The following is a 20,964-nucleotide window of genomic DNA, read 5'->3' as shown; positions in this document are numbered from 1 at the left end:
CCGGCGACGTTTAAGGTCGGGTGCATGCAACCCTGGTCGTCGATCCCCGTGCCCGAGATCCCGGGCACGCCTCGCCCCCTGCGCCTGTTCGACACCGCCTCCGGCGAGGTCCGCCCGTCCGAACCGGGCCCCGTCGCGCGGATGTACGTGTGCGGCATCACGCCCTACGACGCCACCCACCTCGGTCACGCCGCCACCTACTTGGCGTTCGACCTGGTGCACCGGATGTGGCTGGACAACGGGCACGAGGTGCACTACGTGCAGAACGTGACCGACATCGACGATCCGCTGCTGGAGCGCGCCGACCGCGACGGCGAGGACTGGATCGTGCTCGGGATGCGCGAGACCGCGCTGTTCCGCGAGGACATGGAGGCGCTGCGGGTGCTGCCGCCGCGCGACTTCATCGGCGCGGTGGAGTCGATCCCGGAGATCGCCGAGGCCGTCGGCACGCTGCTGGCCTCCGGCGCCGCCTACCGGGTGGACGACGCGGAACACCCGGACATCTACTTCCGGCACCAGGCCAGCGGGCGGTTCGGCTCCGAGTCGAACTACGACGAGGCGACCATGCGGACGTTCTTCGCCGAGCGCGGCGGCGACCCGGACCGGCCGGGCAAGGAGCACCCGCTCGACGCGCTGCTGTGGCGCGCGGCCCGCGACGGCGAGCCGTCCTGGGAGTCCGAGCTGGGGCCGGGGCGCCCGGGCTGGCACCTGGAGTGCTCGGTGATCGCCCTGGGCACCCTGGGGCTGGGCTTCGACCTGCAGGGCGGCGGCTCGGACCTGATCTTCCCGCACCACGAGTTCAGCGCCGCGCACGCCGAGGCGCTGACCGGCGAGTTCCCGTTCGCCCGGCACTACTCGCACACCGGCATGATCGGGCTGGACGGGCAGAAGATGTCGAAGTCCCAGGGCAACCTGGTGTTCGTCTCGCGGCTGCGCGGGGACCGGGTGGACCCGATGGCGATCCGGCTCGGCCTGCTCGACGGCCACTACCGGCAGGACCGGTCGTGGACGGCCGACGTGCTGACCAAGGGCGCGGGCCGGCTGGACCGGTGGCGCGAGGCGGTCGCGCTGTCCGCCGCCCCGGCGGCCGGGCCGGTGGTCGACGAGGTGCGCGAGCGGCTGGCCGACGACCTGGACTCGGCCGGCGCGCTGGCGGCGGTGGACCGGTGGGCGGCGCAGGCGCTGGCGGGTCGCGGCGAGGACCCGGAAGCCCCGGCCGGGATCCGCGCCGCGGTCGACGCCCTCCTCGGGGTGACCCTCTGACCGGCGACCTCGGCCCAGGTGAGGGGCACCCTCGTCCCAGTTGCTCGGATGAGGGTGCCCCCGCTCACGTCTCGAACGGGGTCGCCTGCGCGGGTGTTGTCCCGGTGGGGCCGCGGCGGATTGTGGTCGTCAGCTGAAGGGTCTAGAAAGGGCGGGCTGATCGTCTCGACGCCAGGAGGTGTGGCCCGTTTGCGGTATCGGATCGGCGCGACCCGACTCGCGGTGGGGGTGCTGCTCGCGGCGGCCCCGATCGCCTCGGCGGCGGAACCGGCGCCCGCGCCCGAACGCCCGATGCCGGACAAGAGCATCGCCTTCTACGTCGGCAAGAACCGCACCGCCAGCGGGGCGACGATGCTCGGCGGGTTCGGCCACGAGCCGTCGAGCCACTGGACGGAGATCGTGCCCCGCAGGCAGCACCCGCCGGGCTCGACGATCACCGTCGGCGCCACCGGCGAGGCCGACCTGCCCGGGCGCCTCACCGAGATCCCGCAGGTCCCGGAGACGGCGAAGTACATCACCTCGAACTACTCCGAGTTCGCCGGTTTCCCGGCGCCGCTGACCAACGGCGGCCTCAACGAGCACCAGGTCGCCGCGCGCGACGTGTGGTCGGACTCCCGCCCGGAACTGGTCGAGATGACCCCGCCCGGCCAGACCGGCCCGAACTACAGCGACCTCTCCCGGATCGCGATGGAGCGTGCCCGCAGCGCTCGCGAGGCCGTGGAGATCCTCGGGCGGCTGATCGACGAGCACGGCTACACCACCTACGGCGGCAACTCCCACCTGTTCGCCGACGAGAACGAGGGCTGGGTGTTCATCGAGTTCGCCGGTGGCCAGGGGATGTGGGCCGCCGAACGGCTCGGACCGGACGACGTGCGGGTGTCCTACCCGGGCTACATCGGCGACTTCCCGACCGACCACCAGCGCGACCCGGACCACCTGGGCTCGGCGAACCTGGTCGACTTCGCCGTCCGGCAGGGGTGGTGGGACCCGGACAGCGGTGAGCCGTTCAACCTCCAGGAGGTCTACGGCACGCCGTTCCCCGGCCACCCCGGCCGGTCCACACCGGACGACGAGGCGCCGTGGCGGCACCCGCCGACGCTGGAGCAGGAGCTGCGCGCGCTCGGCGAGGTGACGCTGACGGACATGCAACGGATGGTCCGCGACCCGCGCTGGTCCGACGACCGTGCCGGCTACGGCCACGTCGCCGAGCTGCGCGACGACCTGCCGCACCCGGACCTGGCGACGCTGTGGGTGGCCAACACGGCGGCGATCACCGCGCCCTACATCCCGTTCCACATCGGGGCCGCGACGGTCCCACCGGAATACTCCCAGCACCGCTACCTGACCTCCGGCGCCGCCGCGGACTACCTGGACCCGGAGTACGCGGCCCAGGAGGCGACCCGCTCGGCGACCTACCTGTCGAAGCGGCTGATGTACTACACCTGCGACCGGCCGGAGGTGTTCCTGTCCGAGGTCACCCGCGCGTTCGAGGGCTTCGAGGCGCGGATCATGGCCGACGTCGAGGAGGTCGAGCGCCGCGCCGCCGAGGCGTACCGGGAGGGCCGCGACGAGCGGGCCCGCGCGCTGCTCACCGAGTGGAGCGGCGACTGGGCGATGGAGGGGCTGGCGCTCACCGAACACCTGGTCGAGGACGTCGAGGCCCGCACCAAGGAGCGCTTCGGCATCCGCGAACCCGAGGTCGAGGTGCCGCCCGGGGTGACCGCGCGCCCGCGCAGCCTGGACATGTCGCTGCCGGAGGACGCCGTCGCCGCCCGCGACCGGGTGCACTGCGACCTCGGCGGCGGCTGGGCCGAGGGCACGACGGTGGACCGCAAGGGCCAGGCGGGCGATCCCGACGCGGTGCCGGACTACCGCGCCGCCGACGAACGCGAGCAGGGCTTCCCGTGGCCGCCGGTGGTGGGGGCGGCGGTCGGCGGCCTGCTGGTCGGCGCCGCGGTGATGTTCTTCGTCCGTCGCCGGGCCTGAAGCGGGCGAGGGCACCCGGCGACCGGGTGCCCTCCTGCCTGGCGCAGCGCTCCTCAGCCCGGCCCGGGGCCGGTCGGGCCCTTGCCGCCGGGGCCGCGCCTGCGCAGGTAGCGCTCGAACTCCGCGGCGATGGCGTCACCGCTGGTCTCGGTCAGGGTCGACTCGGCGTCCCCGCGCTCCTCCAGCGCCCGGACGTAGTTGCGGACGTCCTCGTCCTCCTCGGCCATCTCGCTGACCGTCTGCTCCCACTCCTCGGCCTGCTCCGGCAGGTTGCCGAGCGGGACCTCGATGTCCAGCGCCTCCTCGACCCGGTGCAGCAGGGCCAGGGTCGCCTTCGGCGACGGGGGCTGCGAGACGTAGTGCGGCACCGCCGCCCAGAACGAGATCGCCGGGACCCCGGCCTGCACGCACGCGTCCTGGAACACCCCGACGACCCCGGTGGGACCTTCGTAGCGGGACCGCTCCAGGCCGTACTGGGCGGCCGAGTCGGCGTCGTAGGCCGCCCCGGTGACCGGCACCGGTCGGGTGTGCGGGGAGTCGGCCAGCAGCGCACCGAGGGTGACCACGGTGCTGGCGCCGACCTTCTCCACCTGTTCGACCAGCTCCGCGCAGAACGCGCGCCACCGCATGTTGGGTTCGATGCCGTGCATCAGCACGACGTCGTGGTCCACACCGGGCGGTCGGCACACCGAGAGCCGGGTGGTGGGCCAGTTGATCTTGCGCGTGATGCCGTCGACGAGCTTCACCGTGGGACGGCTCACCTGGAAGTCGTAGTACGGGTCCGGGTCGATCTCGGTGAGCGGAGTGGCGTCCCAGATGAGTTCGAGGTGCTCGATCGCTTGGGTGGCGGCATCGCCCGCGTCGTTCCATCCCTCGAAGGCCGCGATCACGGTCGGGGCGGACGGGCGGGGGTCGTCGGGAGCGGAAGGGCGTTCGGACACGTGGCGAGCGTACTCCCTGCGCGCCGTCGGCAGCGGCGCGGACGAGGACCGCCGGGCACCGGGCGGCGGTCCCGGCCCGGCCGCGCTGACCAGCGGCCCCCGCTCGCCGCCGCGCCCGGTCCGCACCACCGCCCCGGCGTGCCCGTGACCACCGCCGCGCCGCCGGACGACCGCCCCGCCGACGTCACGCCCACCCGATCGCGCCACGCCCGCCGAACCCGCCGGCGCCGCCCGCGCGGCCGGGCCCGGCGGTCGGCCGCCGATGGACCCACCCGCCCCTGCTCGACCCCGCCGTCACCCGTTCGTGACCTGAGTGAGGGTCGTTGGTACATCAGGAACGGCTCCCGGAGCGAGAAGGCCGCTGAGGTTCCGCCACCGGCACCGCCACGCAAGCCATTGGCGAAAGCGGTCCTAACCGGGGCAAGGATGCCCCTCATTCACTTCTCCACCGGGTGACGGTGGAGGAGCCGCGGATGTGAGCGGGGCTACAGATCGGTGGGGGGACCTTTCACGCGGTGGTGAAAGGATTGCCGCTGCGCGCCGGGCTCGTGGACGCTGCGGGACGGCCGAACGCGCGAACCCGCCGAGCGCGTTCGGGCCGATCCGCCGGCTCGAAGCCCCGCCAGGGGCGGAACAGGACCTGACATGGCGCCCACCGAAGACCTGCTCGTCCGCGCCGCCGCCGCACCCGCCGCGACCGATGACCCGTTCCCGGTGCTGGGCATCGACCACCTGCGCTTCGTGGTCGGCAACGCCAAGCAGGCCGCGCACTTCTACCGCACCGCCTTCGGGATGCGCCGCACCGCCTACCGGGGCCCGGAGACCGGTCACCCCGAGCACGTCGAACACCTGCTGGAGTGCGGCGACGCCCGGTTCCTGCTCACCGGTGAGGCCCGGCCGGGCACCGAGATCGGCAGGCACCTGCTCCGGCACGGCGACGGCGTCACCGACATCGCGCTGCGGGTCGCCGACGTCGAACGCGCCCACGCGCACGCCGTCGCGCGCGGCGCCGAATCGCTGGCCGAGCCCCGCGAAGTCGCCGACGGGCTGCGGGTCGCGGCGATCGCCGGGTACGGCGAGGTGCTGCACACCCTGGTCGAGCGCACCGGCGACACCCCGTTCCTGCCCGGTTTCGAGACCACCGACGAGCCCGGCACCGGCCCGATCACCGGCATCGACCACGTCGTCGGCAACGTCGAGCTGGGCCGGATGGACGAGTGGGTCGGCTTCTACCAGCGCGTCATGGGTTTCACCAACATGAAGGAGTTCATCGGCGACGACATCGCCACCGAGTACTCCGCGCTGATGTCGAAGGTGGTCGCCGACGGCTCCCGGGCGGTGAAGTTCCCGATCAACGAGCCCGCCGCCGGTCAGCGCCGCTCGCAGATCGACGAGTTCCTGGAATTCCACGGCGGTCCCGGCGTGCAGCACGTCGCGCTGGCCACCGACGACATCGTCGGCGCGGTGCGCGGGCTGCGCGAGGCCGGCGTCGAGTTCCTGAGCACGCCCGGCGCCTACTACGACGCGCTGGCCGAGTGGCCCGAACCGCTGCCCGTCGAGGAGCTCCGCGAGCTGGGCATCCTCGCCGACCGCGACGAGGACGGGCACCTGCTCCAGATCTTCACCGCCCCGGTGCAGGACCGGCCGACGATGTTCTTCGAGCTGATCGAGCGGCACGGCTCGGAGGGCTTCGGCAAGGGCAACTTCAAGGCGCTGTTCGAGGCGGTGGAGCGGGAGCAGGCCCGCCGGGGCAACCTCTGAGCGCACCCCGCCGCGTCGAGGACCGACGCGCACCGGCCGTTCCTCCCTCATTCCGAAGCGCGGGCAGCCACCGCCCCGCGACGAGTTCGCCGGCCAGGCCCCGAGAACGGGAGTTCCGATGACCGCACCCGCCACCACCGCGCCGTTGCGCGCGTTCATCCGGTTGGGCCGCCCCAAGTTCCTGTTCCAGAGCATGCTCGTGGTCGCGCTGGGCGGCACCATCGCCGTCCACAGCGGACACCAGGCGCAGCTCGGCGGCTACCTGCTGACGCTGGCCTTCGCCTGGTGCACGCACCTGATGACGCACTACTGCAACGAGTACTTCGACCTCGAAGCCGACCGCGCCAACGCGGTGCCGACCTCGTGGACCGGCGGCAGCCGGGTGCTGGTCGACGGCGCCCTCCGCCCGGTGGTGAGCCTCGGCGCGGCGTTCGCGCTGCTGTTCGCCGGGATGCTGCTGCTGGCGCTGCTGCCCGACACCACCACCCGGCTGATCGCCGTCGCCATCACGGCGCTGGCCTGGTTCTACACCGCGCCGCCGCTGCGGCTGAACTACCGGGGGCTCGGTGAGATCAGCTGCGCGCTGGTGCTCTACGGGTTCGGTCCGCTGCTGGCCTGCCTGGTCCACGCGGGCACCATCGGCGCCACCGGGATCGCCGGCATCGCCGTGGTGTGCGGCTTCCAGTTCCTGCGGATGGCCGTCATGAACCTCTCCGACATCGAGGGCGACGAGGCAACCGGCAAGCGCACCCTGGCCGTGCTGCTCGGCGCGGCCGGACTGCGCGCGCTGTACGCGGGAGGTCAGCTGGCGATCCACGCGGCGGTGGTGCTGCTGCTGATCACCGGCGTCCTCCCGGTCGTCGCCGGGCTGCTGGTGCTGGTCACCGGTGCCGTCCCGGCCTGGGTCGCGCGGCAGCTCGCCGCCGGTGCGATGGCGGTGCCCGCCCGGGCGAACGCGGTGACGTTCTGGGCGTCCATGCACATGCCGCTGACCGCCGCCGCGATCACCGCCGGGCTGCTGGTCGACCTCACCGCGCGTTCCGGGGCGCAGTGGCAACCGTGGTTCGCGGTGTGCCTGCTGACCTTCGCGCTGTTCGGCGGCTGGTTCGCCACCGCGGTGCGCGCCCACCGGACGGCATGACCGCGAGCCCGCCGCGCCGCCCGCACGACCGTTCCCGAAGCACCCCTGGAGGCCGACGATGACCGCGATGCAGGACCACGACGTGCTCGTCGAGGTGACCCGGCGGGCCCGCGAGCTCACCGACCCGCTGCTGCGCGCCGCCGTCGACCGGATGGGGCCGGAGCTGGCCGGGATCGGCGGCTACCACTTCGGGTGGTGCGAGACCGGCGCTCCCGGTGGCAAGAGCGTCCGGCCCGCCCTGGCGGTGCTGGCCGCCGAGGCCGTCGGCGGCACCGGCGAGCAGGCCGCGCCCGCGGCGGCTGCCGTGGAGCTGGTGCACAACTTCAGCCTGGTCCACGACGACATCATCGACCACGACGAACGCCGCCGGGGCCGGCCCTCGGTGTGGGCGGTGCACGGGGTGCCCGCGGCGATCCTGATCGGCGACGCGTTGCAGGCCGCCGCGTTCGAGGTGCTGCTCGGCGCCGGTCCGCGGGCGTCGGCCACCGGCGAGCGGCTGGCCGTCGCGCTGCGCGAGGTGGTGGTGGGCCAGGTCCAGGACATCGGCTTCACGGGACGGCCGTGGCTGGGGCCGGACGCGGTGACCCGCGCCGAGTACCAGGCGATGGCCGAGGCCAAGACCGGTGCGCTGCTGTCCTTCGCCGCCTGCGCCGGGGCGGAGCTGGCCGGGGCCGACGAGGCCGCGGTCGCCGCGTTCGACCGGCTCGCCCGCCACCTCGGCCTCGCCTTCCAGTGCACCGACGACGTGCTGGGCATCTGGGGCGATCCGGCGGTCACCGGCAAGCCCGTGCACGGCGACCTGCGGGAGGGCAAGCGCTCGCTGCCGGTGATCGCGGCGCTGTCCACCGGTGGACCGGCCGCGGCCGAGCTGGCGGCGCTGCTCGACGACCCCGAGGCCGACCTGGAGCTGACCGCCCGCATCGTCGAGGACCGCGGCGGACGCCAGTTCGCCGAGCAGGAGGCCGCCCGGCACCTCGCCGCGGTCGCCGCGGCGCTGGACGAGCTGACCGTGCCGCCGCCGGTGCGCACCGCGCTCGACGCGCTCACCGGATCGCTGATCGGACGCACCCGGTGATCGAGGCGATCGACGACGCGCTGCGGGCCGCCGCCGGGGCGCTGCTCGCCGAGGACCACCCCGGTTCCTGGCCGAACCCCCGGCGCCCGGCGGTCTCGGGGGCCGCCGGGGCGGTGCTGGCGCTGCACACCGCCGACCGGCAGCGCTCCGCCGGGCTCGTCGCCGAGGGCGTGGCCTGGTTGCTCGCCGAGCAGCACGAGGACGGCGGGTGGGGCACCTTGCAGGGGCTGCCCAGCGACTTCGTCGCCACCGCGATGGCCACCGCCGCCCTGCACGTGGCCGCACCGGAGCGGGCCGCCGAGGCGGTGCGGCGCGGGCGGGCGTGGCTGGCCGACCGCGGCGGCGTCGACGGACTGGATGACGCGGTGATGGCCCAGCTGACCGGACTGGTGCTGTCGGTCGCCGGGCTGCATGACGCCGACCGGGTGCCCCGGGTGCCGGTCGAGGTGCTGCTGCTGCCCGCCCCGCTGCGCCGCCGCCTGCTGTCCTACCTGACCCCGCCGTTCGCGGCGCTGACCTTCCTGCAGTCCCGCCAACGCGGGCACGGCCGCGCCGCGCGGCTGCTGGACCGCTCGGCCCGCCGGGCGCTGCTGCCGCTGCTGGCCGCGTTCCACGAGCAGGAGGGCTCGGTCGGTTCCTACGGCGGCGACCCGTGGCTGAGCGGCCTGCTGTGCACCGCGTTGTCCCGTGCCGGGGCGGCGCCCGAGCTCGTCGACTCCTCGGTGCGGTACCTGCGGATGACCGCGCAGCCCGGCGGCGGCTGGCACCTCGTCCACGGCGTGCGGCGGGATCGCGTCGAGGTGACCGGGATGGCCTTCTCCGTGCACGCCCTGCAACGCGCCGGGTGCGGCGATCGGCCCGGCGTGCTCCGCGCCCGGGACTGGTTGCGCGACTGCCAGCAGCGGGAACCGTCCGAGGTGTACCGGTCCCCGGCGGGGGCGTGGACCTGGACCGGCCGGACCGGCTGGCCCAACGGGCTGGAAACGGTGCTGGTGCTGCGGGTCCTGGCGAACGGGCCGCGCGACGCCGAGTCCCGGCGGGCGCTGCGCCTCGGGTCGGCCTGGCTGCTCGCCCAGCAGGACCGGCGCGGCTCGTGGAGCACCTTCGTGCGCGACACGCTGGTGCCGCTGGACGGCCCGTGCCCGTTCATCACCGCGCTGGCGGTGGAACTGCTGCACACCGGCGGGCTGCCGCTGCGGCACCCGCGGCTGCGCCGGGCGCTGCGCTGGCTGCGCCGCCACCAGGCCGCCGACGGCTCCTTCGACGCCCGCTGGCACCGGGGCGGGGTGCCCGCCACCGCCGCGGTCGCGCAGTCGCTGACCCGGATCGGCCTCGGGGCCGACCCGGTCGTCGGGCGGGCCCGGGACTGGCTGCTGGCCGCCCAACTGCCGGACGGCTCGTGGAGTTCGGGCCGCGGCGATCCGGTCGGCACCCCGGACGAGACCGGGCACGCGGTGTCCGCGCTGGTCGCCTGCCGGCAGCGCGCGGCCGCGGCGCGCGGGGTGCGCTGGCTGCTCGCCGCGCAGGGCGCGGACGGCCGGTGGGAACCCGGCCAGACCTGCATCTACGTCCGCGACCACGTGCACTACTCGGATCCCCTGATCGCGCAGGGGCTGGCGACCGGTGCGCTGGCGGCGTACCGCGGATCGGAGGCATGAGTGCCGGAGCGCAACTGCGACGCGGTGGTGTGCGGCGCGGGCGTCGGCGGCCTGGCGGCGGCCTTCGCGCTGGCCGCCCGCGGCTTGGACGTGCTGCTGCTGGAGAAGCAGCGGCGTCCCGCCGCCATCGCCAAAGGTGAAGTGCTGCAACCGGGTTCGGTGGACGTCCTGCGCGAGTGGGGGTTGCTGGAGCCGCTGCGCGAGCGCGGTGCGGTGCGGCTGGAGCGGCTGGTGCTGCGCGAAGCCGACGGCCGCGAGGTGATGGTCTTCGACTACCCGGCGCTGGACGGGGGCGGGCACCGGCTCTACAGCCACGACCACCCGGACATCCTCGGGCTGTTCGCCGACCACCTCGCCGACCGGGTGCGCTGGTGGCGCGGCGCGCGGGCGGCGGACCTGCTGCGCGACGGCTCCGGCCGGATCACCGGAGTGCGGGTGGTCCGGGACGAGGCGACCGACGACGTCCGCGCCCCGCTGGTGGTCGCCGCCGACGGCGTGTCCTCCCGGCTGCGCGCCCGGGCCGGGATCCCGGCCCGGCCGACCGAGTACGCGCACCGGCTGGCCTCCTTCGACCTGCGCACCGAGGTGCCCGCCGAGGTCGGCGGGCTGCTCACCGATCGCGGGCTGCGGCTGCACTACCCGCTGCCCGGCGGGCGGACCCGGCTCTACGCGCAGGTCACCGCCGACGAGCTGCGCGGGGTCAAGGGCGCCGGGCTCACCGGCTGGGCCGAGGGCGCGGTCCGCGACGCGCCCGCGCTGGAGCCGCTGCTGCCCGCCTGGCGGGAGGCGCTGGGCAGCAGGCAGCTGCTGCGGCTGTTCCGCTTCACCGCCGCCCGGATGACCGCGCCGGGGCTGGCGATGGTCGGCGAATCCGCCCACGCCGTGCACCCGATGGCGGCGCAGGGCATGAACACCGCGATCGCCGACGCGCACGCGCTCGCCGCCGCGCTCGGCCCGGGTCCACTTCGTCCGTCCGATGTGGACGACGCGCTGGCGGGCTACCAGCGGGCGCGCTCCGGCTGGGTCCGGCACATCGACCGGATGAGCCACGACGCCACCCGGATGATCACGGACACCTCGTGGGCCGGTCGGCTGCTCGGCCGCCGGATGCTGCGCCGCACCAGCCGCAACCCGCGCCTGCGCTACGTGGCCACCTACAACATGGCCGGGCTCGGCATCCGCCCGTTCACCCCGCTGGACCGGCTGCACCAGCTCGGTCTGCCCGACCCGAGGGCGCAGCGGAGGCCGGTGTGGGCGTGACCGCGGTGGTGCTCGGCGGCGGACTCGCCGGGATGCTGGTGGCCTCGGTGCTGGCCGAGCGCGGACCGGTCGTGGTGGTGGAGCGGGACCGCTACCCGGCGGAGGCCGTGGAGCGCAAGGGCGTGCCGCAGGCCCACCACGGGCACCTGCTGCTGCCCGGTGGCGTGCGGCGCCTCGACGCGCTGCTGCCCGGACTCGTCGACGAGCTGCTCGCGCGCGGGGCGCAGCGGTTGGGCCTGCCCGAGGACGTGGTGTCGCTGTCCGCGCAGGGCTGGGCGCCGCGGTTCCCCGCCGTGCAGCACGCGGTGTCGTGCAGCCGCGCGCTGCTGGACCACGCGGTGCGCGCCCGGGTGCTGGCCGACGAGCGGATCGCGGTGCGCACCGGCACCGACGCCGAGGAGCTGCGCGGCGACGCCGCCCGGATCGGCGGGGTGCTGGTGCGCGATCGGGAGACCCGGCGCGCGGCGGAGCTGCCCGCCGAGCTGGTCGTGGACGCCACCGGGCGCGGTTCGCGCGCCCCGCGCTGGCTGACCGCGCTCGGGGTGCCACCGGTGCCGGAGGAGCGGGTCGATCCCGGGCTCGCCTACGCCACCCGGCTGTTCCGGGCACCCGAGGACGCACCCGAGCACTTCCCGAACGTCTCGGTGCAGGCGAGCCCGGGAACCGGGCGGCCGGGTCGCGCCGGGGTGCTGTTCCCGATCGAGGACCGCCGCTGGCTGGTCACCCTCTCCGGCACCCGGGGCGGCGAGCCGCCCGCCGACGCCGACGGGTTCGCCGCGTTCGCCCGGGCGCTGCCGCACCCGGTGCTCGGCGCGCTGATCGCCCGCGCCGACCCGCTCGGCCCGGTGCGCGGCTACCGCAACACCGCCAACCACCGCCGCCGCTACGAGCGGACCCGGCTGCCGTCCGGCTTCCTCGTCGTCGGGGACGCGGTGGGCAGCACCAACCCCACCTACGGGCAGGGCATGTCGGTCACCGCCGCGCAGGTGGTGGCGCTGCGGGCGGCGCTGCGCGAGCACGGCGGCGACACCCGCCGGCTGCAGCGGGCCATCACCGCGCAAGGCCGCACGTCGTGGTCGGCCGCGGCCGGGCAGGACGTGCTCTACCCGGAGGTGCTGGGCAAGCGGCCCGGACGCGCCGACGTGCTGCGGCACCGGTTCGGCAAGCGGTTGGAGCGGGCCGGGGCGCGGGACCCCGAGGTGTTCGCCCGGTTGCTGCGCGGGCACACGCTCACCGGATCGCCCGCCGCCGTGCTGCACCCGAGGGTGCTGCGCGCGCTGTTGCGCGACGCCCCCGCCCGCAGCACCGCCGAACCACCGTTCACCGAGGCGGAACGCGCCGTCCTCGGCAACCTGGAGGAGGACCGCACGTGACCGGACAGGCGTTCACCGCCGACGAGGTCGCCGAGTTCTACGACGAGCTGGAGAAGGTGCTCGCGGCCTGGCTGGGCGAGAGCATCCACTACGGCTACTGGCCCGACGGGCCGGACGAGGACTTCACCGCCGCGCAGGACCGGTTGACCCACCTGGTCGCCGCCGAGCTCGCCCCGGCACCGGGCAGCGCGGTGCTCGACGTCGGCTGCGGCACCGGGCGGCCCGCCGAGCTCATCGCCCGCGCCCGCGGCTGCGCGATCACCGGCATCTCGCTGAGCGCCCAGCAGATCGAGGTCGCCGCCGCGCGGGACCTGCCGCTGCTGCGGTTCGAGCGGGCCGACGCGGTCGACCTGCCCTTCGCCGACGAGTCCTTCGACGCCGCGCTGGCGCTGGAATCGCTGCTGCACATGCCCGACTTGCCCGCGGCGCTGGCCGAGATCCACCGGGTGCTGCGCCCCGGCGCCCGCTTCGCGGTGGCCGACTTCGTCGAGCGGCTGCCCGCCGACCGGGCGCCCGACGGCCTCCCGCTGACCCCGCCGCCCCCGCTGGACGAGCTGGTGGGGCTGCTGCGCGCGGCCGGGTTCGGCGTCGAGCGCGTCCAGGACATCAGCGACGCGACCCGCCCGACCTACGACGTGATGCTGGCCGCGATCGACGCCCGGCGCGCCACCCTCGACGCCATCCCGAACCGGCGCATCGCCGACCAGGTCCAGCACGCCATCCCGGCGTTGGCCGCGCACGCCCGCGAGCACACCGGCTACGCCGTGCTCACCACCACGCGAGGAGATCGAGTTGCCTGAGACCGCGTTCACCGCCGATGAGGTCGCGCTGTTCTACGACCGGTTGGAGGAGTTCTTCTCCGCCGTGCTGGGCGAGAGCATCCACTACGGCTACTGGCCCGCCGACGACCCGGGCGCCGACCTCAGCCGCGCCCAGGACCACCTGACCCGGCTGCTCGGCGGCAAGCTCGGCACCGGCGCGGGCGAGCACCTGCTCGACGTCGGCTGCGGCACCGGGCGCCCCGCCGCGCTGATCGCCGGGGACACCGGCTGCACCATCACCGGCATCACGATCAGCGGCAACCAGCTCGCCCCCGCCGCCCGGCGGGCCCGCGACCTCGGCGTCGCCGACCAGGTGTCGTTCCAGTGGGCCGACGCGATGGCGATGCCCTTCGCCGACGGCTCCTTCGACGCCGCGCTGGCGCTGGAATCGCTGCTGCACATGCCGGACAAGGAGCAGGCCCTCGCCGAGATCCGCCGGGTGCTGCGGCCCGGCGCCCGGCTGGTCGTCGCCGACTTCTTCGAGACCTCCCCGATCCCGCCGGGCACGGTGCCCGAGACCGCGATCGGCGTGCTGCCCAACCACGTGCCGCCGCCGCTGGACGAGCTGACCGGGGTGGTGGCCGGCGCCGGGTTCACCGTCACCGAGGTGCACGACCTCACCGCCGACGCGCACCGCTCCGGCGAGGCGATCCTGGCCGCGATCCACGACTACCGGCCGCGCGGCGGTGACGGCCGCATCGCCGAGCAGGTGCAGCAGGCGATCCCGGCGATCGTCGAGCACGCCCACGAGCACACCGGCTACGTCGCGATCACCGCGGAGGTGGCCCGGTGACCACCGCGCAGGGCTTCTGCCCGTTCGACGTGGGCGAGGAGTTCCGGGCGCTGCGCGAGCACGACCCGGTGTCCCGGCTCGAACTGCCCAGCGGCACCCCGGTCCGGTTCCTGACCCGGCACGCCGACGCCCGCCGGGTGCTCGCCGACGAGCGGTTCGGCAGCGTCGACGCCGCACCGCTGCTGCGCCCCGGCGGCTCCGCGCAGGACATCGCCCCGCCCGCGCCCGGCGTGCTGCTGTTCCTCGACCCGCCGGAGCACACCCGCTACCGCCGGATGCTGGCCGGCGAGTTCACCGGCCGCCGGATGGCCGCGCTGCGGCCCCGGATCACCGCCCTGGTCGACGAGCGGCTGGACGCGATGGCCGCCGCGACCTCCGCCGAGCTCATGCGCGACTTCGCGCTGCCGGTGCCGTCGCTGGTGATCTGCGAACTGCTCGGCGTGCCCTACGCCGACCGCGCCGACTTCCAGCGCCGCACGGCCGCGCAGGTGGACATGGCGCTGCCCGAGGACGAGGCCGCGCGGCTGTGGGCCGAATCCACCGAGTACATGTCCGGGCTCGCCGCCGCCAAGCGCGCCCACCCCACCGACGACCTGCTGGGCAGGCTCGTCGCGGCGCACGGCAGCGAGCTCACCGACGCCGAGGTCGCCGGCCTCGGCACCTTCCTGCTCGGCGCCGGCTACGAGACCACCGCCAACATGCTCGGGCTGGGCACGCTGCAGCTGCTGCGCCACCCCGAGCAGCTCGCCGCGCTGCGCGACGGCGACGAGCAGGCGGTGGACCGGGCCGTCGAGGAGCTGCTGCGCAACCTGGCGGTGGTGAACAACGCCGCGGTCCGGCAGGCCCGCGCCGACGTCGAGCTGTCCGGCACCACCATCCGGGAAGGCGAGTTCGTGCTGGTGTCGCTGGGCTCGGCCAGCCGGGACGACGCCGTGTTCGACGACCCCGACGCGGTGGACCTCACCCGCGTCCCCGGGGCGCACCTGGCCTTCGGGCACGGCGTCCACCACTGCCTCGGCGCGCCGCTTGCCCGGCTGGAGCTGCGGATCGCGCTGCCCGCGCTGCTGCGCCGGTTCCCGGGGCTGCGGGCGGCGCTGCCGCCCGAGGAGATCGAGTACCTGCCGCGCACCCTGGTGCACGGCGTGCGCCGGCTGCCGGTGGAGTGGTGATGGCCGACCTCGCCTTCCCGATGCCCCGCCCGGCGGGCTGCCCGTTCGACCCGCCCGCCGAGTTCGCCCGGCTCCGCGAGCGGGAACCGGTCGCCCGTGCGGTGCTGCCCGACGGCAGCCCGGTGTGGCTGCTCACCCGCTACCACGACGTGCGCGCGGCGCTGCGCGACCCGGCCGCCAGCGCCGACCTGCGGGCCCCCGGTTTCCCCATCGTCACCGCCGCCGAACGCGCCCTGGTGGACCACGGGGTCCACCCCGGGTTCATCCGGACGGACCCGCCCGAGCACAGCCGGATGCGCGCCCTGGTCGCCGCCGACTTCGGCGTCCGGCGGGCCGAGGCGCTGCGCCCGGCGATCGAGCGGCTGGTGGACTCCTGCCTGGACCGGGTGCTGGCCGGGCCCAAGCCCGCGGACCTGGTCGCCGAGCTCGCGATGCCGGTGCCCAGCACGGTGATCTGCTGGGTGCTGGGCGTGCCGGTCGACGACATCGGCAGCTTCAACGCCTGGACCCGCGCGCTGGTCGACGCCGGTTCCACGCCGGAGCAGACCCAGGAGGCCAACGGCGCGATCACCGCCTACCTGGACCGGCTGATCACCGCGAAGCTCGACGAGCCCGGCGACGACCTGCTGTCCCGGCTGGCCGAGGAGCACCGCCGCGGCGGGATCGGTCGCGAGGACGTGCTGGCGACCGCGGTGCTGCTGCTGGTCGCCGGGCACGAGACCACCGCGAACATGATCTCGATGGGCGCGCTGGCGCTGCTGCACCACCCCGAGCGGGCCGCGGAGCTGCGCGCCGACCCGGGGCTGGCCCCCCGCGCGGTGGAGGAGCTGCTGCGCTACCTGTCGGTCTCGGAGTTCGCCACCACCCGCGCGGCGGTGCGCGACGTCGAGGTCGGCGGCCGGACCATCCGGGCGGGGGAGGGTTTGCTGCCGCTGACCCAGGCCGCCAACCGGGACCCGGCGGTGTTCGCCGACCCGGACGCGCTCGACTTCCACCGGCGCTCGAAGCGGCACGTGGCGTTCGGGTTCGGCGTGCACCAGTGCGTCGGGCAGTCGCTGGCCCGGGTCGAGCTCCAGGTCGTCTACCCGGCGCTGCTGCGCCGCATCCCGACGCTGCGGGTGGCCGACGGGGAACTCGGCCTCAAGCAGGGCGAGGGCATCGTGGGGGTGCGGCGGCTGCCGGTCACCTGGGACTGACCTCGCCGTCGGCCACCAGCCGGTCGCCCAGCGCGGTCCGGCAGTGCAGCACCGCGCGGCCCAGCCGGGTGGAGGAGACCAGCCCCGCCTCGCGCAGCACCGCGGTGTGCTGGCTGGCCGAGGCCAGCGACGCCTCGATCCGCTGGGACAGCTCCGAGGTGGTGCGCGGGGTGCCCAGGGCCAGCAGCACCCGGGCCCGGGTGTGGCCGAGCAGCGCGGCCAGCCGCTTCGCGGCCCCGGCGTCCGGCCGCTCCGGGGTCGCGCCGACCGGGTACACCAGCACCGGGGGCAGGCCCGGGTCGATGAACGTCAGCGGGTTGCCGAACCCGAAGTAGGTCGGGATCAGCGTCAGCCCCCGGCCGCCGAGGTGCAGGGTGCGGTCCTCCGGGTAGTTGGTCTCCAGCACCGGCCAGCGCCAGCGGATCGGTTCGGGCAGCGAGGCGAACAACTGCTCGACGCCGCCGCCGGTGAGGTGGTGCGACCGCCTGCCCCGGTCGGCGGCGACCCGGTGGTGCACCTGCCGCCAGTGCGGCCGGACCGCGACGTCGAAGTAGTCCCGCAGCGTCCCGGACAGCGCCACCAGCGAGTCGCGGTCGCCGTGCGCCAGCGAACGCGCCCACGGCGGCGCGGTGCGCCCGGCGAAGGTCCGGGTCAGGTCCTCGCGCAGCCGACCCCGGCCGGTACCGCGGACCAACTCCAGCGCCTCGTCCAGCTCCACGCCGACCCCGGGGGTGAGGAAGTCGGGGAAGTCGCCCTTGGCCGGGACCAGTTCCGCGAGCAGGCGCAGCCGCCGCGCCATGCCCGCCTCGTGCAGCCGGGCGCGGACCTGGCGGCGCCAGGCCCGCTGCTCCGGCCGGTTCGGCCCGCCGCGCAGCACGTGCAGGCTCAGCGCCAGCTCCCACAGCGGGTGCGGCTCCGCCGCGATCCGGGTGCGCAGGATGTCCGTGGCGGTGAACTGGATGCGAAGCATGCGCGTACTCCAACCGGATGGTGCGGGGTTTCCCACCGCCCGCGGCGTCGCGGGACGGCGCCGGGGCGGCGGTGGCCGCCCGCGGCGCGCTCGGGCGGTGGGAACCTAACCCAGCCCACCGGGGTGCGGAAGGGGTTTTCCGCGGTTCGCGGAATGCGCCGGGCAATTCCGCGACGCGATTCGCGGGAACTCCCGGAAAACGTTGAACCCACAACTTCCGCGGCAATTCCGGTGGGCTCTGTTCGGAGTTCCCGGTGCCTGCTGAACGGCCGTGCTGCGCTGCGCCGATCGCCGTCGGAGGTTGCGCCGGTGCCGGCGATTCCCGCGCCGCACCTTTCCCGGTTCGCGGAATTGCGGTGCGCCGTCGCGCCGGTGATTCCGCCGCGGGCGGCGGGGAGGCATCGGACACGTTCGCTGGGAGCGGTGGGCGCTCCGGTGCTGTACTGGAGGGGCTGCCCGCGCCCCGACCGGAACGGAGACCCTCCCGCGATGACCCCCGACGCTCGTCCGGCGGCCGTGCTGTTCGACATGGACGGCACGCTGGTCGACTCCGAGAAGTTGTGGACCATCGCGATGGACGACTTCGCCGCGGCCAACGGCGGGGCGCTCGCCGACGCCACCCGGGAGCGGATGGTCGGCTCGAACATGCCGCGCAGCATGCGGATACTGCTCGGCGACCTGGGGCTGCCCGCCGAGGAGACCGACGTCGTGGTGGCGGGCAAGTGGGTCGCCACCCGCGTCACCGAGCTGTTCGGCGAGGGCCTGGAGTGGCGCCCCGGTGCCCGCGAGGCGTTGCGCGCGGTGCGCGCCGCCGGGCTGCCGGTGGCCCTGGTGACCTCCACCATCCGGTCGATCACCGAGCTCGCGCTGGACACCCTGGGCCACGACACCTTCGACGTCACCGTCTGCGGCGACGAGGTGGAGGGCCGCAACAAGCCGCTGCCCGATCCCTACCTCAAGGCCGCCGCGCTGCTCGGCGTCGCGCCGGCCGACTGCCTCGCCGTCGAGGACTCGCCCACCGGGGTCGCCGCGGCCGAGGCGGCCGGGTGCGCGGTGCTCGCCGTGCCGTGCGAGGTGCCGCTGGAGCCCGGCCCGCACCGCGCGCTGCGCGACTCGCTGACCGAGGTCGACTTCACCGACCTCGGCCGGTTCTTCCCGCCGGAAGCGGCGTGACCACGACCGAGGTCCCGGTGGTGCTGTCCGGGTACGGGCCGGTCGGCCGCGAGTACGCCGGGCTCCTCACCGAGCGCGCCGGGAGCTGGGCCGAGCGCTACGGCGTGCGCCTGCGGCTGGTGGCGGTGCGCGGCCGCCGGGACCAGACCGACGTGTCCGGGGAGGTCCCGCCGCGTGCGCGGTGGGTCGGCACCGAGGACCTCGCCGCGCTGCTGGCCCGCACCGGCGCCGCCGCCTTCGCCCAGGCCGTGCCCTCCGACGGCGCGGGCACCGCCGCCGACGAGGCCCTCACCGCGCTGCGCTGCGGCGCGCACCTGATCACCGCCACCAAGTCGCACCTGCTCACGCACTGGGCGGCGCTGGAGCGCACCGCCCGGGGCGCGGGCCGCGCGGTGCGCCTGTCGGCGGCCACCGGGGCGGCGCTGCCCGCGGGCGACCTGGCCCGCGCGGGGTTGCGCGGCTTCGACGTGCGCGGCGTGCGCGGCTGCCTCAACGGCACCGCCACCTTCGTGCTGGACCGGCTCGCCGAGGGCACCCCGCTGGCCGACGCCGTCGCCGAGGCCCAGCGGCTCGGCATCGCCGAGGCCGACCCCGGCGCCGACCTCTCCGGCGCCGACGCCGCGACCAAGCTGCGGCTGCTCGCCGCCCTGCTGTGGGGCTGGGACCCGGCGGCGGTGGAGGTCGTCACCGAGCCGATCACCGACGCGCTGCGCGGCGGCGCGTTCCGCCAGGTCGCCGCCGCCACGCGGGAGCAGCCGGGCGTGGTCCGGGTCGAGCTGCGCGCGGAGACCGGGGTGCTGGGCGCGCTGACCGGTCCGGAGAAGGCGGTGCGCTACGACTGCGGGGACGCGGGCGAGGTCACCGTCAGCGGCGGCCGGTCCAGCCCGCGCGCGGCGGCGCTGGCGATGGCCAAGGACACCCTGGCCGCGGCGCTGGAGGGCGGGGCCGGACCCCGGTGAGTGATCGAGCCGATAACCGGCGGGTCCGCCGTCCGCGGCGACCGGGCGGGATGCAAGGATCGGGCGCGTGAAGACCTTCGACGAGTTGTTCGCCGAACTGCAGGAGCGAGCCCGCGCCCGGCCCGCGGGTTCGTCGACGGTGGCCGCGCTCGACGCCGGGGTGCACGCCCAGGGCAAGAAGGTCCTGGAGGAGGCGGGCGAGGTCTGGATCGCCGCCGAGCACGAGTCCGACGAGCAGTTGGCGGAGGAGATCTCCCAGCTGCTGTTCCGCGTTCAGGTGATCATGCTCGAACGCGGCTTGTCGCCCCAGGACGTCTACCGCTACCTGTAACTGGAACCGAGGAACGAGGGGAACGAGTCCCATGCTGCGTGTGGCAGTGCCCAACAAGGGCACGCTCGCCGGTCCCGCATCCGAGATGCTCGCGGAAGCCGGGTACCGGCAGCGCCATGAGCAGCGGGACCTGACCGTCCTCGACGCGGCCAACGAGGTCGAGTTCTTCTTCCTGCGGCCCAAGGACATCGCCATCTACGTCGGTTCCGGCGAGCTCGACCTCGGGCTGACCGGCCGCGACCTGGCGGGCGATTCCGGTGCGCCGGTCGCGGAGGTCCTCGCCCTCGGCTTCGGCGGCTCGACGTTCCGCTACGCCGCGCCGGTGGGCGAGCGGGACTGGACGGTGGCCGACCTGGCGGGCAAGCGGATCGCCACCTCCTACGCCAACCTGGTCTCCGCCGACCTCGCCGCGCACGGCGTGTCGGCCGAGGTGATCCGGCTCGACGGCGCGGTGGAGATCTCGATCCAGCTCGGCGTGGCCGACGCCATCGCCGACGTGGTGGGTTCCGGCCGGACGCTGCGCCAGCACGGCCTGGTCGCCTTCGGCGACCCGATCTGCCGGTCCGAGGCCGTGGTCGTCGAGCGCGCCGGTTCCGACCACGACCGCACCAAGGAGCAGCTGCTCGCCCGGTTGCAGGGCGTGGTGTTCGGGCAGCAGTACGTGATGCTGGACTACAACTGCCCGCGCGAGCTGCTGGCCGAGGCGACCCGGGTGACACCCGGGCTGGGATCCCCCACGATGGCGCCGCTGGCCGACGAGAACTGGGTCGCGGTGCGCGCGATGGTCCCCCGCAAGGAGGCCCCGGCCATCATGGACCGGCTGGCCGCCGTGGGCGCCAAGGCGATCCTGTCCTCGGACATCCGCGCCTGCCGGCTCTGAGGCCCCGCCCGCCGGTGTCCTGCTGAGTGAGGGGCGCCTTCATCCGACCATGCCGGATGAAGGTGCCCCTCACTCACCTTCGTCCTCGGCGTCGGGAACGTCCGGTCCTCCCGAGGCGGGGACGTCGGCGGATGATCGGTTCAGTCGCCTGTCTTGTCCGGAAGGTCCGGGCACGTCACCGGTTCGTGTTCCGAACAACCCCACGGCGAGCGGT

Annotated in this window: 18 protein-coding genes; 16 read left to right on the top strand and 2 right to left on the bottom strand. The window is 75.1% G+C overall.

The genetic code is table 11. From position 1 onward, the window contains the following. Nucleotides 1–24 precede the first annotated feature (24 nt). Both mshC and ACQP0T_RS19085 read left to right on the top strand, forming a co-directional pair. Nucleotides 25–1,263: a cysteine--1-D-myo-inosityl 2-amino-2-deoxy-alpha-D-glucopyranoside ligase gene (gene mshC / locus ACQP0T_RS19090; protein WP_433869320.1), complete on the top strand. Its 1,239-nt coding sequence runs from the start codon at nucleotides 25–27 to the stop codon at nucleotides 1,261–1,263. 189 nt (nucleotides 1,264–1,452) lie between these two features. Continuing rightward, complete coding sequence (locus tag ACQP0T_RS19085) at nucleotides 1,453–3,249, top strand: C69 family dipeptidase (RefSeq protein ID WP_433869319.1); 1,797 nt, start codon at nucleotides 1,453–1,455, stop codon at nucleotides 3,247–3,249. A gap of 53 nt (nucleotides 3,250–3,302) precedes the next feature. Here the strand turns inward: ACQP0T_RS19085 and ACQP0T_RS19080 are convergent, their stop codons facing one another. Further along, nucleotides 3,303–4,190: a PAC2 family protein gene (locus ACQP0T_RS19080; protein WP_433869318.1), complete on the bottom strand. Its 888-nt coding sequence runs from the start codon at nucleotides 4,188–4,190 to the stop codon at nucleotides 3,303–3,305. A gap of 645 nt (nucleotides 4,191–4,835) precedes the next feature. Between ACQP0T_RS19080 and hppD the strand changes: the two genes are divergently transcribed. From hppD to ACQP0T_RS19030, 10 genes are all read left to right on the top strand, one after another. After that, a complete protein-coding gene (gene hppD / locus ACQP0T_RS19075; protein WP_433869317.1) occupies nucleotides 4,836–5,951 on the top strand; it encodes a 4-hydroxyphenylpyruvate dioxygenase in 1,116 nt (371 codons plus the stop codon). 118 nt (nucleotides 5,952–6,069) lie between these two features. Next, nucleotides 6,070–7,092 (top strand): prenyltransferase, encoded by a 1,023-nt coding sequence (locus ACQP0T_RS19070; RefSeq protein ID WP_433869316.1) that lies wholly within the window; start codon nucleotides 6,070–6,072, stop codon nucleotides 7,090–7,092. 58 nt (nucleotides 7,093–7,150) lie between these two features. Further along, entirely contained in the window at nucleotides 7,151–8,167 is a 1,017-nt protein-coding gene (locus tag ACQP0T_RS19065; protein WP_433869315.1) for a polyprenyl synthetase family protein, read from the top strand. Beyond that, nucleotides 8,164–9,825 carry a hypothetical protein gene (locus ACQP0T_RS19060; protein WP_433869314.1) on the top strand — a complete coding sequence of 554 codons (1,662 nt, stop codon included), beginning with the start codon at nucleotides 8,164–8,166 and terminating at the stop codon, nucleotides 9,823–9,825. Before ACQP0T_RS19065 ends, ACQP0T_RS19060 begins: the two co-directional genes overlap by 4 nt. Beyond that, nucleotides 9,826–11,085 carry an FAD-dependent oxidoreductase gene (locus ACQP0T_RS19055; protein ID WP_433869313.1) on the top strand — a complete coding sequence of 420 codons (1,260 nt, stop codon included), beginning with the start codon at nucleotides 9,826–9,828 and terminating at the stop codon, nucleotides 11,083–11,085. It abuts the gene before it with no gap. After that, on the top strand, nucleotides 11,076–12,458 hold the full coding sequence (locus tag ACQP0T_RS19050) for an NAD(P)/FAD-dependent oxidoreductase (protein WP_433869312.1): 1,383 nt from the start codon (nucleotides 11,076–11,078) through the stop codon (nucleotides 12,456–12,458). Before ACQP0T_RS19055 ends, ACQP0T_RS19050 begins: the two co-directional genes overlap by 10 nt. Continuing rightward, nucleotides 12,455–13,258: an SAM-dependent methyltransferase gene (locus ACQP0T_RS19045; protein WP_433869311.1), complete on the top strand. Its 804-nt coding sequence runs from the start codon at nucleotides 12,455–12,457 to the stop codon at nucleotides 13,256–13,258. The genes ACQP0T_RS19050 and ACQP0T_RS19045 overlap by 4 nt, the downstream gene beginning before the upstream one ends. Further along, on the top strand, nucleotides 13,251–14,072 hold the full coding sequence (locus tag ACQP0T_RS19040; RefSeq protein WP_433869310.1) for an SAM-dependent methyltransferase: 822 nt from the start codon (nucleotides 13,251–13,253) through the stop codon (nucleotides 14,070–14,072). Before ACQP0T_RS19045 ends, ACQP0T_RS19040 begins: the two co-directional genes overlap by 8 nt. Next, nucleotides 14,069–15,241, top strand: coding sequence for a cytochrome P450 (locus ACQP0T_RS19035; RefSeq protein WP_433869309.1), 1,173 nt, complete (start codon nucleotides 14,069–14,071; stop codon nucleotides 15,239–15,241). Before ACQP0T_RS19040 ends, ACQP0T_RS19035 begins: the two co-directional genes overlap by 4 nt. Beyond that, nucleotides 15,241–16,437: a cytochrome P450 gene (locus ACQP0T_RS19030; RefSeq protein ID WP_433869308.1), complete on the top strand. Its 1,197-nt coding sequence runs from the start codon at nucleotides 15,241–15,243 to the stop codon at nucleotides 16,435–16,437. The genes ACQP0T_RS19035 and ACQP0T_RS19030 overlap by 1 nt, the downstream gene beginning before the upstream one ends. Here ACQP0T_RS19030 and ACQP0T_RS19025 read toward each other — a convergent pair. Next, complete coding sequence (locus ACQP0T_RS19025; RefSeq protein ID WP_433869307.1) at nucleotides 16,424–17,407, bottom strand: helix-turn-helix domain-containing protein; 984 nt, start codon at nucleotides 17,405–17,407, stop codon at nucleotides 16,424–16,426. The two genes, ACQP0T_RS19030 and ACQP0T_RS19025, sit on opposite strands and share 14 nt — an antisense overlap. Nucleotides 17,408–17,896: 489 nt before the next feature. Between ACQP0T_RS19025 and ACQP0T_RS19020 the strand changes: the two genes are divergently transcribed. From ACQP0T_RS19020 to hisG, 4 genes are all read left to right on the top strand, one after another. After that, nucleotides 17,897–18,580, top strand: a complete 684-nt coding sequence (locus tag ACQP0T_RS19020) for an HAD family hydrolase (protein WP_433869306.1) — start codon at nucleotides 17,897–17,899, stop codon at nucleotides 18,578–18,580. Next, nucleotides 18,577–19,539, top strand: a complete 963-nt coding sequence (locus ACQP0T_RS19015) for a homoserine dehydrogenase (RefSeq protein ID WP_433869305.1) — start codon at nucleotides 18,577–18,579, stop codon at nucleotides 19,537–19,539. The genes ACQP0T_RS19020 and ACQP0T_RS19015 overlap by 4 nt, the downstream gene beginning before the upstream one ends. Nucleotides 19,540–19,606: 67 nt before the next feature. Next, nucleotides 19,607–19,870, top strand: coding sequence for a phosphoribosyl-ATP diphosphatase (locus ACQP0T_RS19010; protein ID WP_345361866.1), 264 nt, complete (start codon nucleotides 19,607–19,609; stop codon nucleotides 19,868–19,870). A gap of 31 nt (nucleotides 19,871–19,901) precedes the next feature. Then, complete coding sequence (gene hisG / locus ACQP0T_RS19005) at nucleotides 19,902–20,750, top strand: ATP phosphoribosyltransferase (RefSeq protein WP_345361863.1); 849 nt, start codon at nucleotides 19,902–19,904, stop codon at nucleotides 20,748–20,750. The last annotated feature ends 214 nt before the right edge of the window (nucleotides 20,751–20,964 follow it).

The sequence above is a fragment of the Saccharopolyspora sp. CA-218241 genome (assembly GCF_050954615.1).
GTDB lineage: Bacteria > Actinomycetota > Actinomycetes > Mycobacteriales > Pseudonocardiaceae > Saccharopolyspora > Saccharopolyspora cebuensis.
This window is presented reverse-complemented; position numbering and strand designations above follow the sequence as displayed.

Bases quoted from the DNA above. Each gene is read 5' to 3' on its own strand.
- mshC (WP_433869320.1), top strand. From the start codon at position 25: ATGCAACCCTGGTCGTCGATCCCCGTGCCCGAGATCCCGGGCACGCCT.
- hppD (WP_433869317.1), top strand. From the start codon at position 4,836: ATGGCGCCCACCGAAGACCTGCTCGTCCGCGCCGCCGCCGCACCCGCC.
- ACQP0T_RS19070 (WP_433869316.1), top strand. From the start codon at position 6,070: ATGACCGCACCCGCCACCACCGCGCCGTTGCGCGCGTTCATCCGGTTG.
- ACQP0T_RS19065 (WP_433869315.1), top strand. From the start codon at position 7,151: ATGACCGCGATGCAGGACCACGACGTGCTCGTCGAGGTGACCCGGCGG.
- ACQP0T_RS19030 (WP_433869308.1), top strand. From the start codon at position 15,241: ATGGCCGACCTCGCCTTCCCGATGCCCCGCCCGGCGGGCTGCCCGTTC.
- ACQP0T_RS19025 (WP_433869307.1), bottom strand. From the start codon at position 17,407: ATGCTTCGCATCCAGTTCACCGCCACGGACATCCTGCGCACCCGGATC.
- ACQP0T_RS19020 (WP_433869306.1), top strand. From the start codon at position 17,897: ATGACCCCCGACGCTCGTCCGGCGGCCGTGCTGTTCGACATGGACGGC.
- hisG (WP_345361863.1), top strand. From the start codon at position 19,902: ATGCTGCGTGTGGCAGTGCCCAACAAGGGCACGCTCGCCGGTCCCGCA.